We start from the raw sequence: 16,521 nt of genomic DNA, 5'->3' as shown, positions 1-16,521 counted from the left end.
GATGCGGCATCCATGCGGGTCGCAATCCTCGCCGACATACACGGCAACCTCCCTGCCTGCGAGGCGGTCCTCGAGGACATCGCCCGTGTCGCGCCCGACTACATCGTGGCCGCCGGCGATCTCGCCCTGCGCGGCGCGCACCCGCGCGAAACGGTGGAGCTGCTCTTCGATCGCTGTCACGCCCTCATCATGGGCAACACCGACTGCTACCTCGCCGGTAACTACCTGGGGGGCGCCTACCGCGAGCGCGACCACTGGAAGACGGAGCTGTTGCAGTGGTCCCGGGATCAACTCGGGGAGGCGTGGCTCAAGCGCCTGGGCTCCATGCCCTTCTCCACGCGCTACTCGCCTCGCCGCGGGCAGGACCTCTTCGTCTGCCACGCCAACCCGCGCAACCTCGAGGACTCGCTGGACCCCACGCTGGACGAGAACACCGTGCGCCGCTACTTCCAGAACCTGGACGCGGCCGCGGTGGCGTTCGGCCACCTGCACTTCCCCTACCGCCGCCGCGTGGGCCGGCTGCTGATCGCCGACGTGGCCAGCGCCGGCATCCCCCGGGACGGAGACCTGCGCCCCGCCTACGGCGTCTTCACCTTCACGCCCCGGGGCTGGCGCGTGCAGATCCGCCGGGTGCGCTATCCGGTGCGCAAGGCCACCCAGGCGCTCACCGCGCGCCGCGTGCCCGGGGGTCCGCTCCTCATCCACAAGCTCGTGGAGGCGCGCTACCGCCACCACAAGGCGTTGATGGAGGCCGCGCGCCGCCACTCGGGGCTGCCGCCGCCCGGTCCGGTGCTGCGCCCGCCCCCCGGCTCCAACCTCCCCCACCGGCCCACGCCGATCGAATTGCCCGCGGTGGACCCCGCGGCCCTGCGCTCGGCCGACTCCGAGGAGGGAGCGCCCCTGCCCATCGACGAGGAGCCGCTTCCCCTGGCCGTGGCACAGGATCTCGACGGCTAGCCGGGTCGATGTCACGAACTTGTCGCACGGGTGCCACGGCACCGCGAACGGTGCGGCCCAGAGTGGGCCACCGTCATGCCCCACATCCTCATCGTCGATGATGAGCAGGACCTCGCCGAGCTCATCGACTTCAATCTGCGCGCCGCCGGCTTCTCCACCCGGGTCGCGTCCACGGGAGAGGCCGCGCTGTCGGCCGCCCGCGAGCAGCCCACGGATGTCGTCCTCCTGGACGTGATGTTGCCGGACATGTCCGGCGTGGACGTGTGCCGCCAACTGCGCACCACCCCGCCCACGCGGGATGTGCTCGTCGTCATGCTCACCGCCAAGGGCGAGGAGACGGACCGGGTGCGGGGCTTCGAGGTGGGGGCCGACGACTACGTCACCAAGCCCTTCAGCGTCCGGGAGCTCGTCCTGCGGCTCAAGGCCATCCTGCGCCGGGGAGGCTCGAGCCGGGAGGAGTCCGTCGCGCTCCGGCTCGGCCCCCTGCTGCTCGACACCTCCTCCCACCGCTTCTTCGTGGACGGCAAGGAGGTGGTGCTCACCGCGCTCGAGTTCAAGCTCCTCGAGCACCTGTTATCGCGCATGGGCCGGGTGCAGTCGCGAGAGCTGTTGCTCGAGGAGGTGTGGGGGCTGTCCAGCCACCTGGAGACGCGCACCATCGACACGCACATCATGCGCCTGCGCGACAAGCTCGGCTCCGCCCGGGCCTATCTGGAGACGGTACGAGGGGTCGGCTACCGCCTCGTCGAGCCAGGAGAGGCCTGAGCCCCGTGACGCATTTGTCACACCGTGGCCCTCGAATGGCCATGTGAGTCCCGTAGAGCCACACCGTCTCTCCTTCCCCAGGACACCTTCCATGAAGACGTTCATCGCCTCGCTCACCGCGGTGCTGCTGCTCCTCCTGCCGGGCGCCGCTCGCGCGGGCACGGTCACCGTGAAGGGCTCGGACACCCTCGTCATCCTCGGCCAGCGCTGGGCCGAGGCGTTCATGAAGAAGAACCCCTCCATCAAGCTCCAGGTGACGGGCGGAGGCTCGGGCGTGGGCCTGGCGGCGCTCGTCAACGGCACCACCGACATCGCCATGTCCAGCCGGCCCATCAAGGACGCCGAGAACGAGAAGCTGCGCGCCCGCTCCAAGTCCCCCGCCACGCAGATCGCCGTGGCCAAGGACGGCGTCACCTTCTACGTCCACGAGTCCAACAAGCTCGACGCGCTCACCGCGGAGCAGCTGCGCGACATCTACCTGGGCGACGTGACGAGCTGGAAGGACGTGGGCGGCGCGGACGCGCCCCTGGTCGTCTACTCGCGCGAGAACTCCTCGGGTACCTACGTGTTCGTGAAGGATCACCTGCTCAAGGGCGAGGACTATACCGCCAGCGCCCAGACGCTGCCGGGCACCGCCGCGGTGGTGAACGCGGTGGCCAAGGAGAAGAACGGCATCGGCTACGGCGGCGCCGCCTACGCCAAGGGCGTCAAGGAGCTCAAGGTCCTCCAGGGCAAGGAGGCCATCTCCCCGAGCGCGGAGAACATCCAGAGCGGCAAGTACCCCCTCTCGCGCGAGCTGTACTTCTACCTGCGCACCCAGCCCACCGGGGACGCCAAGGCCTTCATCGACTTCATCCTCTCGCCCGAGGGCCAGGCGCTCGCCACCCAGGTGGGCTACTTCCCGGTGAAGTAGTCCGCCCAGGCGTCACGCGATTGTCACACGGGCCCCGAGGCAAAGATGGATAGACAGGTCAGCATGCAGGGTCAGGGACTCGTGGGAACGGCGGCGGTGGCGCCGCGGCTCTCCTCCGCGGCCCGGCGCAGACAACTGCGCGAGAAGGTCATCGCCGGCATCATCACGGCCATGGCCTTCACGGGCATCGCGGCGCTGGTGCTCATCCTCGTCTTCGTGGCCAAGGAGGCGCTGGGGCTCTTCCTCGACGCCGAGGCCCGCCACGAGGCGAGCCCGTCGAAGATGTTCCTGCCGCAGGTGGTGCGCGCGGGCAAGCCCCCGGCCTTCGTCTGGCAGCCGGTGTCGTCGGTGCCCAAGGTGAGCATGATTCCGCTCTTCATCGGCACGCTGAAGACGACGCTCGTGTCCATGCTGGTGGCGGTGCCGGTGGGCGTGGCGGCCGCGCTGTTCGTGGCCGAGTTCGCGTCCCGGCGGCTGCGCGAGCTGCTCAAGCCCACCATCGAGATGCTCGCGGGCATTCCCTCGGTGGTGCTGGGCTTCGTGGCGCTGATGGTGTTCGCCAGCTTCATGCAGGACACGTTCGGGCTGGGCTCGCGGCTCAACGCGCTGGTGGCGGGGCTGGGCCTGTCGCTCGCGATCGTCCCCGTCATCTTCACCGTGGCGGAGGACGCGCTCACGGCGGTGCCGCGCAGCTACCGCGAGGCGTCGCTGGCGCTCGGCGCGACGCCCTGGGAGACGGCCTGGAAGGTGGTGCTGCCCGCGGCCGCCCCGGGCATCCTCGCCGCGTGCGTGCTGGGCTTCGGCCGGGCCATCGGCGAGACGATGATCGTCCTGATGGCCTCGGGCAACGCGGCCATCGTCTCGGCCTCCCTGTCGGACTCGGTGCGCACGCTGTCGGCCACCATCGCCGCGGAGATGGGCGAGGTGGTGGTGGGCAGCCCCCACTATTCGCTGCTCTTCTTCATCGGGGTGGAGCTCTTCGTCTTCACCTTCCTCCTCAACATGCTGGCGAACACCTGGACCCGCCGGGTCCTCAAGCGTTTGTCGGGAGCGGGCGCATGAAGCTCTCCTGGCGCCGAGGCGTGGGCGGAGCGCTCACGTCCCTCACGGGCCTCGCCGCGCTCCTCATCGTGGCGCTGCTGGCCGTCATCTTCCTGGACGTGGTGCGCGGGGGCATCGGCACGGTGTCCTGGCGCTTCCTCACCGAGCCGCCCTCGGACGGCATGATGGGCGGAGGCATCTTCCCGGCGCTCTACGGCACGGCGGCGCTCACCCTGCTGATGACGCTCGCGGTGATGCCGGTGGGCGTGCTCACGGCGGTGTACCTGCACGAGTACGCGCCGCCGGGCTCGCTCCTGGCCCGGGCGGTGCGCGTGGCCGTCGTCAACCTGGCGGGCGTGCCCTCCATCGTCTTCGGCCTGTTCGGCGTGGGCTTCTTCATCCACTTCGTGGGAGGCAGCCTCGATCGGCTGCTCGGCTACCAGGAGCTGCATTGGGCCCAGCCAGGCATCCTCTGGGCCTCGCTCACGCTGGCGGTGCTCACCCTGCCGGTGGTCATCGTGTCCACGGAGGAAGCGCTGCGCGCGGTGCCCCTGGAGCACCGCACGGCGAGCCTCGCCCTCGGGGCCACGCAGAGCCAGACGCTCATGCGGGTGGTGCTGCCGGGCGCGCTGCCGGGCATCCTCACGGGCGCGGTGCTCGCCGTGTCTCGCGGCGCGGGCGAGGTGGCGCCCATCCTCTTCACCGGCGCGGCCTACTTCCTGCCGGACCTGCCCCACGCGCTCAACTCCCAGTTCATGCACCTGGGCTATCACTCGTACGTGCTCGCCACCCAGTCGCCGGACGTGGAGGCCACCCGGCCGCTGCTGTACGCCACCGTGCTGGTGCTGCTCGCGCTCACCTTCGCCCTCAACCTCGTCGCGGTGCTCATCCGCGCCCGCACCCGCCGGCGCGCCGCCGCGGCCCACTGAGCGTCTCCGCCATGCCCCAGTCCTCCCCCACCGCGCGCATCAAGATGGAATCCCGCGCGCTCACCCTGCGCTATGGCGCCAAGGTGGCCGTGAAGTCGGTGAGCCTCACCCTGCCCGAGCACCAGGTGACGGCGCTCATCGGCCCCTCGGGCTGCGGCAAGTCCACCTTCCTGCGCTCGCTCAACCGGATGAACGATCTCATCTCCGGCGCCAGCCACGAGGGCACCGTGCTCCTGGACGGCACGAGCATCCACGACCGGAACGTGGACGTGGTGGACCTGCGCCGCCGCGTGGGCATGGTCTTCCAGAAGTCCAACCCCTTCCCCAAGAGCATCTTCGAGAACGTGGCCTACGGTCTGCGCGTGGGGGGGATGAAGGACAAGGCGGCGCTCGCCGCCCGGGTGGAGAAGTCGCTTCAAGGCGCGGCGCTCTGGGACGAGGTGAAGGACCGTCTCGACGACAGTGCCCTGGGCCTGTCCGGCGGCCAGCAGCAGCGCCTGTGCATCGCGCGCGCCCTGGCGATCGAACCCGAGGTGCTCCTCATGGACGAGCCCGCGAGCGCCCTGGATCCCATCGCCACGGCGAAGATCGAGGAGCTCATCTACGAGCTCAAGGCCCGCTACACCATCGCCATCGTCACCCACAACATGCAGCAGGCCGCGCGGGTGAGCGAGCGCACCGCTTTCTTCTACATGGGGGAGCTGGTGGAGTGCGGGCCAACCGAGAACATCTTCACCAATCCGCGCGAGAAGCGCACCGAAGACTACGTCACCGGGAAGTTCGGCTGACCCGGGGGGAGAGCGGCACATGCCGTCAGTGCATACGGACAAGGCGTTCGAGGCGGATCTCAGGGACTTGCGCGAGAAGCTGCTGGCCATGGGCGCCAAGGTGGAAGCGCTCATCGCCGACAGCATGCGCGCGCTCATGGAGCGGGACACGCCGCTCGCCGAGGAGGTCGCCCAGGGAGACAAGGAGGTCAACCTCCTGGAGGTGGAGATCGACGAGGCGTGCCGCCGCATCCTCGCGCTGCGCCAGCCGGCCGCGAGCGATCTGCGCCTCATCACCACCGCCCTGAAGATCGTGACCGACCTGGAGCGCATCGGCGACCTGGCGGTGAACATCGCCGAGCGGGCCAAGGATCTCAATCAGACCCCACCCCTCAAGGCCTATGTGGACACGCCCCGGCTCGCGGAGCTGGCCCAGCACCAGGTGAAGAAGGCCCTGGACTCCTTCGTCTCCTCGGACACGGCCAAGGCCGAGGAAGTGCTCAAGGAAGATGATCACCTGGATGCCCTCTACCTGAAGATCTTCAACGAGCTGCTCGGCTACATGATGGAGGACTCGAAGAACATCCGCCGCGCCACGGCGTTGATGTTCATCGCCAAGCATCTGGAGCGCATCGGAGATCACGCCACCAACGTGGCGGAGATGGTCATCTACATGGTGCGCGGCACGGACATCCGCCACCCGCGCAGCCGCAATCTCCCGCCCGGCTCGTCCCGTCGCTGAACGGCCTGACACCCGAGGGACGAAGGTGTCCCCGCGACGTCACGGCGGCTTCATGAAGTCTTCATATGTGGTCCGTAGCGTCCCTGGACAGGACGCGCGCTCCCCGCGCCCGTCAGTCCAGGAGAACATCCGTGTTCACCGCTCACGCGCTCAGCCTCGCCCTCCTCTCGGCGGCCGCCCTCGGAACCCTCGCCCTCTGCGTCCAGCTCTTCTGCGTGTTGCGCCACCGCTGGGACACCTCGGAGCCCGTCACCGGCACCGGGCCCACGGAGCGGCTGTCGGGCATCTCCATCCTCAAGCCCCTGTGCGGCGTGGACGATGACCTGGAGGCCAACCTCGAGTGCTTCGCCACGCTCGGCCATCCCGCCTATGAGGTGATCCTCGGGGTGAAGGACACGCGCGATCCCGCCTACCCCGTGGCCCTGGCGGCCGTGGCGCGCTGGCCCGATGTGATGAAGCTGGAGATGCAGCACGGCGAGCCCGGCCTCAACCCCAAGGTGAACCAGCTCATCACCCTGGCGGCCGCGGCGCGCTACGACCTCCTGCTCATCAGCGACTCCAACACCCGCGTGGGGCCCGGCTACCTGGAGGAGATCTCCCGCGCCTTCGAGGATCCCTCCGTGGGCTGTGTGTCCCACCCGGTGAGCGGCGTGGGCGAGCAGTCGCTCGGCTCGCTGATGGACAACCTGTACCTGTGCTCCACGGCGGCCGCGGGACAGATCGCCGCCAAGCGGGCCGCGGGCCAGGACATCGTGGTGGGCAAGTCCATGGCGCTGCGCCGCGAGGCGGTGGAAGCGCTGGACGGCTTCTACTCGGTCCGCAACGTGCTCGCGGAGGACTTCGTCATCGGCCAGTGGATGAGGCGCTACAGCGGCCAGCGGGCCGTGGTGGCCCGCTCGCCCGTCTACAACGTGTCCCAGAAGAAGAGCGTCCGGACCTTCTTCCAGCGCTACGTGCGCTGGAGCATCATCCACCACTCCTGCATCCCCACGCCGCTGTACCTGGCGCAGTCCATCCTCAACCCGCTGCCGTGGGCCCTGCTGAGCGCGGCCCTGTCGCCCTCGACGCCGACCCTCGCGATGGCGGGCGGGGTGGCCGTGGTGAAGGGACTCCATGATGTGATCGTCTTCCGCATCATGCGGCCCGGGCAGAAGACGCCGTGGATGACGCTGCCCGCGGTGCTGCTCAAGGACGCGCTGCTCTTCGTGGCCTGGGCCCACGGGCTGGTGGTCCGCTCGGTGAACTGGCGCGGCCATTCGCTGCGCGTGATGGCGGGCTCGCGGCTCGTGACGCCCTCTCCGGAGCGGCCCCTGTCCCCGGCGCTCCCCGAGCCCCAGCGCGCGGCGGAACTGCTCGCGGGCTGAGCGCTTCACCGCGAAGTCACCGGCTCCTCCCGGAAGCTTCACCCGAGGGCCACGGGGGTGTTTCAGCCCCGGGGTACTCGAGCACCATGCACCTGAGAACCCTGGCGCACCTGTCGGACCTGCACCTGGACCTGACCCCCGGCAGTGACACCACCGCCCGCGCGCTCGTCGAGAGCCTGCTCTCCGGCCGCGTGGACCACGTGGTGGTGACGGGCGACCTGACCCACCAAGGCAGCCAGCGCGAGTACCGGCGCTTCCGGGAAATCTTCGCGCCGCTGCTCGACACCGGACGGCTCACCTTCGTCCCCGGCAACCACGATCGCACGGGCGAGGACGCGGGCGGCCGGTGGATGAACGGCCAGAAGGTCCGGGTGGAGCACCACGAGGGCCTGTACCTGGTGTGCGTGGACTCCACGGGTCCCCACAACCGCAACTACTTCGCCTGCCACGGCGTGCTGACCCCCGCCGTCCTGGACGCCGTGGACAGCGCCCTGAGCGCCGCGCCCCTGGGCGCGCTCACCGCGATCCTCCTGCACCACCACGTGCTGCCCCTCCCCGAGGAGAGCTTCCCCGAGCGGCTGGCGACGCGAATGGGCTGGCCCCACGCCTCGGAGCTCGCCCTGGGCGCCGAGCTGGTCCAGCGCATCCAGGGCCGGTGCGATCTCATCCTGCACGGGCACCGGCACGTGCCGCGCGAGTTCGACCTGGGCCACCCCCGGGGACGCTCACTGCGCATCTACAACTCGGGCAGCTCCGTCGAGCTGGGCCGATTCCGCGTCTTCTCGCACGCCGCCGGCCGCCTCACGGGCGAGCCCGTCTGGCGCCAGGCCCACCTGCCGCCCACGCGCCAGCGCTCGGCGCCCAACGTCATGCCCGCGCTGCAGTACCTGGCCTCGCAGTTGTCCGCCGCCCTGCTCTAGCGGCCCGCTCACTCCCCTGGAAACCGGCCAGTCGAGCAGGCGCCGGAGAATGTTCGGCCATGCTCGATGAGTTTTCCCACTGGTACGGGGAGGACGATTGGAATCAATGGCTTCCGCGGATGACGCGCGCAAAGTACTGGTCGTCGACGACGACGCAGATTGGCGGGAGTTCCTTCGCTTGTGCCTGGAAGAGCTCGGTTACGAAGCCATCGAAGCGGCCAATGGTCAGGAGGCCCTCGACTCGCTGGCGCGGCAGCGCTACGGCGTGATGCTCCTGGATCTGAACATGCCCGGGATGAACGGCCTCGAGGTCCTGGAGCGGATGCCGCGAGGAGATCCGCCCCGCGTGGTGCTGTTGACGGCCGCGGCGGTGCAGGACGTGGGCGGCGCGCTCCGCTCCGGGCCGCACTACTACCTGCCCAAGGGCGCCAGCCGGGATCAGCTCTCGCTGCTGCTCCAGTCCCTCAACGTCTGAGGTCCTCGTCGGGAGGAATCCGCCGCCTGCTATGCTGGCCTCCGCGCGCGCTGGGGGAACGGTGGCTCGACTCGGATGGCTGCACCTGTCGGATCTTCACCTGGGCATCCATGGCTCACGGCTGCTGCAACCCGAGTACAGGGAAGCCCTCCATCAGGACCTGCGCGGGCTCCATGCGCGCGCGGGTCCGTGGAGTCTGGTCCTCATCTCGGGCGACCTCACGCTGACGGGCAGTCCCCGTGAATTCGAGCTGCTGAACTCCGCGCTGGACTCCCTGTGGACGCTCCTGCGCGAGCTGGGCTCGGAGCCATGCCTGCTCGTGGTGCCCGGCGACCATGACATCCGGCGGGACCCGAACCCCCGGCTCCCGGATCTGGGAAGCCGCTACCGGGCCCTGGAAGCACGAAAGGCCTTCCGGGCGGAGAGCCCGGGCCAGGTGGAGCGGACCGTCTGGAAGGGGTTCGCGGCCTTCAACGACTGGTTCAGCACCTGGCGGCACATGCACCCGTCCTCCCAGCTCACCTCCTTCCGCCCGGGGCTGCTTCCCGGAGACTTCGCCGCCACCGTGGCCTCCGAGGGCGTGACGGTGGGCGTCATCGGGCTCAACTCCAGCTTCCGGAGCTCGGCCCGGGACGGCTTGGAGGGCATGAACGAGATCGACGTGGAGCAGGTGGAAGCGGCCACGGGGCAGGACCTCCGGGCCTGGGCGCGCCCCCATGACGCGCTCCTGCTGCTGACGCACCATCCCCCGTCGAAGCTGCGCGACGCGCTCCTCACCGAGCTGGGAGAACGGCTCGCCTTCCCGGGACGCCCGCTCCTGCATCTGTGTGGCGACCGGCTCACCGAGGGCGGTTCGCTCCTCGGTGTTCCGCCGCGTCCCTGGTCCCGCTCGCTGCACGCGAGTGACCTCTTCAGCGAGCTGCCCAGGTCGTCGCACGCGCCGGGCTCGGGCTATCTCGCCGGACAGCTCCAGCTCACCGGCATGGGAGGACGGCTCGAGCTCTTTCCGCGAAGCACGTTCATGACGGAGGACGGGACGCTCGTGTTGGAGCCGGACACCCGAACGCTGTCCGGCGACCGCGAGTCCATCGAAATCCCCTGGTCCGAGCTGCTCCAGGAGCGACCGTCCTCCGTGTCCCCGAGCGCTCCCGAGGCACCGGCCCCCCGCCCCACCCGTCCCGAGCCGCCCAGTCCGGACTCTCCCATCCGGATCCTCCATCTGAGCGACCTGCACGTCGAGGCCGGACAGGATCCCCACAACCTGCTCCAGCCGCTCGCCGCGGACCTGCGAGGCAAGCCACCCCGGGGGCTGGGCGTCGAGCGATTGGACCATCTGGTCATCTCGGGAGATCTCACCCAGAAGGCCTCGCCCCAGGAGTTCGAGAAGGCCCGCGCGTTCGTCTCGGAACTCCTCGAGGAATTCGGGCTGACGCCCCGGCAATGCATCATCGTCCCGGGCAACCATGACCTGGACTGGAGCGCCCAGGTCTACGCGGAGCGGTTCAAGAACTTCTCCGACTTCTTCTATCAGCCGCTCTTCCAGCGAGCCTATCCACTCCCGCCCGAGGAGCAGTGTCTCTCGTTCTTCTTCCGCGAGTCGCGCATTCAATTCCTGGCCCTGAACTCCGCGTGGGAGATCGACAAGCACTTCACGGAACGCTCCAGCATCCACGAGGGTGCCCTGTCCCGGGGACTCCGAGCCGCGGACAGGGAACTCGGCCGGGAGTCGAACGTCCTCCGGATGGCGGTCTGGCATCACCCCATCACCGGCAACGAGAAGATCAAGGATGACGCCTTCACGAGCCGCTTGAGCCAGGCGGACGTCCGCGTCTGCCTCCACGGCCACGTCCACGAGATTCGGGCGGACCTCCTCGACCCCACCCACCCGTGGCGGAGCATGCATGTCATCGGAGCGGGGAGCTTCGGGGCTCCCTACCGGGATCGGCCCGAGTCGGTGCCTCGCCTGTACAACCTGTTGGAGGTGGAGAGGGAACTCCACCGGCTCCGGGTCCATGTCCGAAGCCGTCCCAAGCAGGGCGGAGCCTGGGGTCCCGAGCCACAGTGGCCCAACGCGCGAACGGGCGAGATACGTCCGTACTATGACGTGACGCTGTCCTGAGCCGAGAACTCGATGTCCTTGCCCGGTCCGTCCCCCGCGGTGTCCCAAGCGCTGGCGAAGTACAAACAAGCGTGGGCGAAGGAGCCGAGCCTCCGCCGCCTCGACCTCAGCCGTCTCGCGGGCATTGAGCGAGGCCGCCACGAGACGGAGCTCGATCTGCTCGACTTCGCGGTGGCCTCCTCGCTGCACGATGAGTCCAAGCAGCGGGTGCCCAGCGCCGAGACCTTGATGGACCGGTTGAACGACCGGCGCCTCTCCCAGGACGAGCGGCGAAAACTCGAGGAGGAATTCCGGCGGCTCCAGGACGGCCGGTGGGAACACGCGGGTGAGCCCATCTCCTTCGCCAAGGCGCTCCACAAGTACTCCCGGCTCACCGTCATCGGCGACCCGGGGACGGGCAAGACCGTGCTCACCCGGCTGGCGTTCCTGGCCTGTACCGAGGGAGCCGCGGCGGTGCGTGCCCGTCAACTGCTGTGCGATGACGATGCGTTCGATGCGCAAGCGGTGGGGGCGGTCCAGTCCCTGAGTGAGCTGCTTCCCGTGCGCCTGTCACTCGGCAGACTTGGAGGCGCGCTGTCCACCGGGGGGCTGTCCATGGACCAGCTCATCCGTGACCAGCTCCACGCCCAGAAGGCGCCCGAGCTCGCCGCCGGGCTCGGCGAGTTGCTGGAGGCCGGAAGGCTCTTCCTGCTCTGCGATGGGCTCGACGAGGTTGCGGAGGAGCAGCGCAGGCCCGTCGTGGAGGCGTTGACGGCGTTCTTCGAGCGGTATGAGACGGTGCGGCTGCTGGTGACCTCGCGGCCCAACGGCTACCGCCCGCGCATCCCCCGCCTCGCGCAAACCCAGCTGGCGCCCCTCCATCCCCGGCAGCGGCGCAACCTGGTCACCCGCCTGCACCGGCTCCTCGAGAGACGCGAGGACGAGGACGCCGGGAGCGAGGCCCGCGCCCGCCACCGCACGAACGCCCTGTTGAGGGAACTCCAGCCCGGAAAGCGGCTGCAACGGCTGGGAGGCAACCCGCTCCTGCTCACGCTGTTGGCGCTCTCGCCCACGAACGAAGAGGGAATCCCCCGGCACGAGATCTTCGTCTTCGAGAACTTCATCCGCACGCTCCTCTGGGAGTGGCGTTCCGCGCTGGGGCTGACCCGCGCGGAGGCGGACGGGCTCATGGACGTCTGGTCCGCTGTCGCGCTCGCGCTGGTCCGTCAGGAGCAACGCGGCGGCGGCGTGCGGGCGCTCTTCATCCGCCTGCTCGGCGCGGTGACCCGGGAGTCTGCGGACAAGGCACTCCACCTCGCGCTCGAAACAGGACTCATCCAGGAAGAAGGCGGGGTCTTCGTCTTCTGGCACTCGACCTTCGCCGAGTTCCTCGCCGCCCGCGCGCTCGTCCGCCATGGAGAGCGCGGTGCCGCGGAGCGCATCCTCGCGGAGCCAAGGTTTCCCCCGTGGGTCTTGAAGTTCGCCGCCGCGCACCTCGACCATGTGTGTGGCGCCACGGGCGAGGTCACCGCGCTCGTCCAGGGGTTGCTCGATCGGGACAAGCGTGGCGCGGGCCAGTTCCTTCGTCCCGGTCTGAGGGACCTGTCCGACTGCCTCGAGTACGACCTGCGCCTCGACCCCGAACTCACCGAGCGGGTGTGGTCCACCTGGGCCGACCTGCTCGAGCGGACCCCGCCCAATCCCCTCTGGGAGGTCTTTGGCCGCCTCGCCACGAAGGGGCCGACGTCACGGCTGTCCCCGGAGCTCCTGGAGCGCTTCGCCCGCATCGAGCCCCATGGCGTGAGCGACGTGCGGGATGGAATCGCCTCCCTCATCGCCCCCGAGGCCGCGGACGTTCCCACCGCGCGGAAACTCTGCGAAGGCTGGCTGGAGCGCCGCCTGGATACGAAGTTGCGCGTCCTCGGCGCATTCGGCCTCGCCTCGGCGGGGGAGTGGAGTCACGAGGTCATCGAGGTCCTGGGCCATTTTGGCAGGGCCTACGGGAGACCCCACCCGGAGGCCGTGGGCGAGCGGGTACGCCGCGGGGGAGAGGCCCTGCGAAAGGAATTACAAGAACTCGTCCGCACGCCCATTCCCGAGCCGGAGGCCCAGCGGGAGCTCCGACTGTCATCGGCGCTGCTGCTCGCGGTGGCCGGCATGTGGGACGGCGACGTGGCCGAGGTGCTGAAGCAGACGCTCTCCAAGGGCACGCACCGCGAGCAGGATGCCAAGGCCGTGTTGAAGCTGCGCGCCGACTCGAAACCCGTGCGTGACGCCCTCCTCGACTGGATGGTCGATGACTCGACGCTGGGGGCCCACGCGCGAGGAATCGTCCAGGAAGTGGTCCCCCTGGTCGAGGGGATGCTCGAGGAAGTCCTGAAGCGAACCGCCGAGACCGACTCCAGGGTCCGTCAGGAGTTGGAACGGTTGCTGGAGCAAGCGGGAGAGGAGCGGCGCGGCCTCCTCGACACCCTCCGCCGATGGCTGGAGGACCGGCAGCCCGAACGGCGGATGTGCGCCGCGCGCCTGCTCCGCCGTTTCACCCCGGATGACACGCATCTCCACGCGGCGCTGCGGCGAGGCATGCGCTCCCCGGACGACGCCACCCGGGCACATTGGGCCTGGCTCGCGGCTGGCCGCCAGCCCGAGCTCACCCAGGAGGCACTGGCGACGCTGCGCTCCTGCGCGCGCTCGGGAAATCCAGACGTGCTCGGCATCGTGTACGAGCACATGCACGGGCTCATGTCCCATCTGGAATGGAAGCCGCTCGAGGGGTGGCTCGAATGCGCGAGGGCCCGGGAGCTCCCCGTCGAGACCCGGCTCGCCGCGGCGAAGCTCGTGTCCGCGGCGCCCACGAAGGACAAGGACCTCGTGGTGCCTGTCCTGTATGAATTGCTGGAGGACCCGGTGTCCACCATCCGGCGGGAGGCGGCGTCCGAGCTGATCTGGCGGCACCACCGGGTGGATGCACGGATCGTGGCCGTGGACGCGGAGGAAGCCGCGCGCGCCACGGACACGCACGTGAAGGATTACATGTATTGGCCCGTGAGCCGCATGAAGGCCTTCGCCTCGACGGCCGTGCAAGCCATCCTGCGAGGACTTCCCGTGGAGTCCGTCAGGGAGCCGAAAGAGAGGGACGGATTCACCCGGATCAGTTGGTCGTCCACGCTCGCGAGGCTCGTGACCGCGGAGCCTTCGTCCCTGGAGCACGTGCTGGAGGCACTGGGCCGGCCAGGCCTGGTGGGAGAGGTGGCAACGGACGCGCTCTTCCGCCTGATGCGAGAGCAGTCCTTCGCCCGGGAGGCGGTCCGCCAGCGCCTCGCGCTCCATTCGAGAGAGGGAGCGAGCCTGCGGGAGGTGTACGGACTGCTCCTGTGGGGAAGCTTCGACAACGAGGAGACGGTCCCCGCCGCCATCGAGGCCTGCCGGGTGATGTCGCCTCATGAGCTGACCCAGGGCCAGATGGAATGGCTCGCCGGACGCCTCCATCACGCGGGCGCGGAGAGCGACGCGGCCCGCCTGTGGCGGCTCGCGCTCGACGGAAGCTCCGTGGAACGCGTCCTGGAGGCCGCCGAAGCACTCGCCGTTCATTTTCCCCAGGAGACCCGGGAATGGATCCAACCCTCGATCGCACGCGTGCTCGAGGCCACGGACCCCTCGCTCCGGGTGGACGCGGCACGCGTCGCGCTGCGGTGTGGCTTCCTGGAGGAGAAAGCCCATGCGGTATTGATGGAAGCGCTCGAACGGGCGGGCCACCCGTACAAGAGAACGCAGCGTCACCTCCTACTCGGGGCGTCCTATGAATCACGGGTCATCGCCCAGGGACCGGAGTGGAACGAGGCACTGCATGATTTCCGCCATGAATGGGAGGAACCACGGGTCGATGCCGAGGCGATGCACGCGCTGTGTGTCTATCGGCCCGGCATGGGCATTGCCCGGCTCACCGCGTGGCTCGATGACGTGGAGGAGGCACGCTTCCGCCGCGCCGCGAGGTTCCTCGCGAAGCGCGAGGACACGCGTGACGCGGTCCAAGCGGCACTCACGGCCCGTCTTCGGACGATCGACAGGAGCCAGCTGGACGCCCTGCTCCATCTCGCGGAGGGGTGCGGCCTCCAGATTCCATGCCTGTCGGAGCAGGTGATCGCGCGTTTGAATCCAGCTCGAACGAGGTTCGATGACGACGAGCTGTTTCTCTATCAATGGCTCCAGCGCTTCCCGGATGCATGGGCCATCATCCGGAGGCAGAACCCCGAGAGGCGCTCGGCGTTCACGTTTCTCTTTCAGTACCGCGTCCCTATCACCCGCGACGCCATCCTGTTCGCCGTCGAGCTCGCCTTCGAGCACGTTGAGGACGGGATCGGGCAAGACGCGCTCTCCTTCATCGAGGGCTGGTGCAAGTCCCGGAAGGAGCCGTCCACCCCTCCGCCAAGGACCGTGCGCCGCTGGCTCCGGACCGCACTCCGCCACCGGACGCCTCCCGAGGGACTTCACGCCATCCTCCGATTCGACAGGCTGGCGAAAGCGGGAAGACGGCTCACCGGCAAGCGCATCGAGGTTCTTCGTCGAGCGCTGAGCATCGATGTCACCACCGCCACGAGCGACCCGGACCACCGGCAGCAGCTGTTCGACCTGCAAGTGGAGGCGGCGTGCCTGCTTCATGAGTTGGGAGGCCGCGACGAACGGCTCATTCCCGTGGTCGAGGCGGCCGTGTACGCGTTCGCCCATGTCTATCCTTCCGAATCCCTCCGGAGAGCGCGAACCCTGCTGTCCTTGAGGCCACCCAACGATTCGATTCGAAGCGTCCTCCAGCACGCGGTGCTCTGGCTCCCCAGCCACGTCGATATCAAGGAGGCACTCGAGGTCCTCGAACAGGCGGACATGAGCGCCCCACGTCGCATCGACATCCTCATCGAGCGACTGCACTCGTTTCACCACGACAGCTGGCTGAACGAGGCCCCTCACCATCTCGAGGCCATGGCGGCGCTTGGCCATACACCGGAAAACATCACGGACCTCGTGATCCGGCTCGTGTCCGATCATGGCGCGGAACTCTCTCCCTGGACCCTCCGGGCCTTGTCCGAATACCCCGGGCTGCCGAAATCCACCTCCACCCAACTCATGCTGCGGGCGCTCGCCCGGGATGGACGGACCCTCGGCGAGCAGTGGTTGGCGCGTTTCACCTCACAAGGCGCCAAGCTCGGCTACCGGGATCGATGGCCAGGTCCGAACGGAGAGGCCTTCCTGTCACTCCGGCTGCGAGGGTTGGCGAAGCTGTCGCGGGTCGATGATCCCTCTCTCGTGGAGCCGGTGCTCGCGGAGTTGGCGGATGCCTCCGCCGCGGACCGTCTTCTCGCCCTGCACCGCCGTGCGCTCTCCAGCCAATCCCTCTCCGAGTGCGAATGGGATGAACTCGCAGGCCGACTGAGCATCCAGCCAGGCGACGACAGCGCCGCCCTGCTCGCGAAGGAATGGCTGAGCCTGGGTCTATGGAGAGCCCTTGAACTCGAAACGATCGACCGGCTGATCCAGTCCTGAATCCCTGGGTGTTCA

Annotated in this window: 12 protein-coding genes; all 12 read left to right on the top strand. The window is 69.0% G+C overall.

All coding sequences use genetic code 11. The features are described 5' to 3' along the window. Positions 1 to 12 precede the first annotated feature (12 nt). The 12 genes from MEBOL_RS29995 to MEBOL_RS29940 all read left to right on the top strand — a co-directional run bounded on the left by MEBOL_RS29995 (position 13) and on the right by MEBOL_RS29940 (position 16,506). Complete coding sequence (locus tag MEBOL_RS29995) at positions 13 to 957, top strand: metallophosphoesterase family protein (RefSeq protein WP_095980648.1); 945 nt, start codon at positions 13 to 15, stop codon at positions 955 to 957. A gap of 75 nt (positions 958 to 1,032) precedes the next feature. Next, positions 1,033 to 1,722 carry a response regulator gene (locus MEBOL_RS29990; protein WP_095980647.1) on the top strand — a complete coding sequence of 230 codons (690 nt, stop codon included), beginning with the start codon at positions 1,033 to 1,035 and terminating at the stop codon, positions 1,720 to 1,722. A 91-nt stretch (positions 1,723 to 1,813) separates the two neighbouring features. Then, the gene (locus tag MEBOL_RS29985; protein ID WP_095980646.1) at positions 1,814 to 2,635 is read left to right on the top strand and encodes a phosphate ABC transporter substrate-binding protein; all 822 of its coding nucleotides are present in this window, start codon (positions 1,814 to 1,816) and stop codon (positions 2,633 to 2,635) included. 63 nt (positions 2,636 to 2,698) lie between these two features. After that, a complete protein-coding gene (pstC, locus tag MEBOL_RS29980; protein ID WP_245918959.1) occupies positions 2,699 to 3,697 on the top strand; it encodes a phosphate ABC transporter permease subunit PstC in 999 nt (332 codons plus the stop codon). After that, on the top strand, positions 3,694 to 4,605 hold the full coding sequence (gene pstA, locus MEBOL_RS29975) for a phosphate ABC transporter permease PstA (RefSeq protein WP_095980644.1): 912 nt from the start codon (positions 3,694 to 3,696) through the stop codon (positions 4,603 to 4,605). Before pstC ends, pstA begins: the two co-directional genes overlap by 4 nt. A gap of 44 nt (positions 4,606 to 4,649) precedes the next feature. Then, positions 4,650 to 5,393: a phosphate ABC transporter ATP-binding protein PstB gene (gene pstB / locus MEBOL_RS29970; RefSeq protein ID WP_218920966.1), complete on the top strand. Its 744-nt coding sequence runs from the start codon at positions 4,650 to 4,652 to the stop codon at positions 5,391 to 5,393. Between the two features lie 19 nt (positions 5,394 to 5,412). Next, the gene (gene phoU / locus MEBOL_RS29965) at positions 5,413 to 6,114 is read left to right on the top strand and encodes a phosphate signaling complex protein PhoU (protein WP_095980642.1); all 702 of its coding nucleotides are present in this window, start codon (positions 5,413 to 5,415) and stop codon (positions 6,112 to 6,114) included. Between the two features lie 131 nt (positions 6,115 to 6,245). Next, entirely contained in the window at positions 6,246 to 7,478 is a 1,233-nt protein-coding gene (locus MEBOL_RS29960; protein ID WP_245918957.1) for a ceramide glucosyltransferase, read from the top strand. Positions 7,479 to 7,564: 86 nt separating this feature from the next. Further along, on the top strand, positions 7,565 to 8,398 hold the full coding sequence (locus tag MEBOL_RS29955; RefSeq protein WP_095980640.1) for a metallophosphoesterase family protein: 834 nt from the start codon (positions 7,565 to 7,567) through the stop codon (positions 8,396 to 8,398). Between the two features lie 106 nt (positions 8,399 to 8,504). Beyond that, on the top strand, positions 8,505 to 8,873 hold the full coding sequence (locus MEBOL_RS29950; protein ID WP_245918956.1) for a response regulator: 369 nt from the start codon (positions 8,505 to 8,507) through the stop codon (positions 8,871 to 8,873). A 61-nt stretch (positions 8,874 to 8,934) separates the two neighbouring features. Continuing rightward, a complete protein-coding gene (locus tag MEBOL_RS29945; RefSeq protein ID WP_170115618.1) occupies positions 8,935 to 10,992 on the top strand; it encodes a metallophosphoesterase family protein in 2,058 nt (685 codons plus the stop codon). A 12-nt stretch (positions 10,993 to 11,004) separates the two neighbouring features. Next, a complete protein-coding gene (locus MEBOL_RS29940) occupies positions 11,005 to 16,506 on the top strand; it encodes an NACHT domain-containing protein (RefSeq protein WP_095980637.1) in 5,502 nt (1,833 codons plus the stop codon). Positions 16,507 to 16,521: the final 15 nt, after the last annotated feature.

It is taken from the genome of Melittangium boletus DSM 14713 (genome assembly GCF_002305855.1).
GTDB classification, from domain to species: Bacteria; Myxococcota; Myxococcia; order Myxococcales; family Myxococcaceae; genus Cystobacter; species Cystobacter boletus.
Note: the sequence above shows the minus strand (reverse complement) of the source record. Positions and strands in the feature narration are given on the sequence as shown.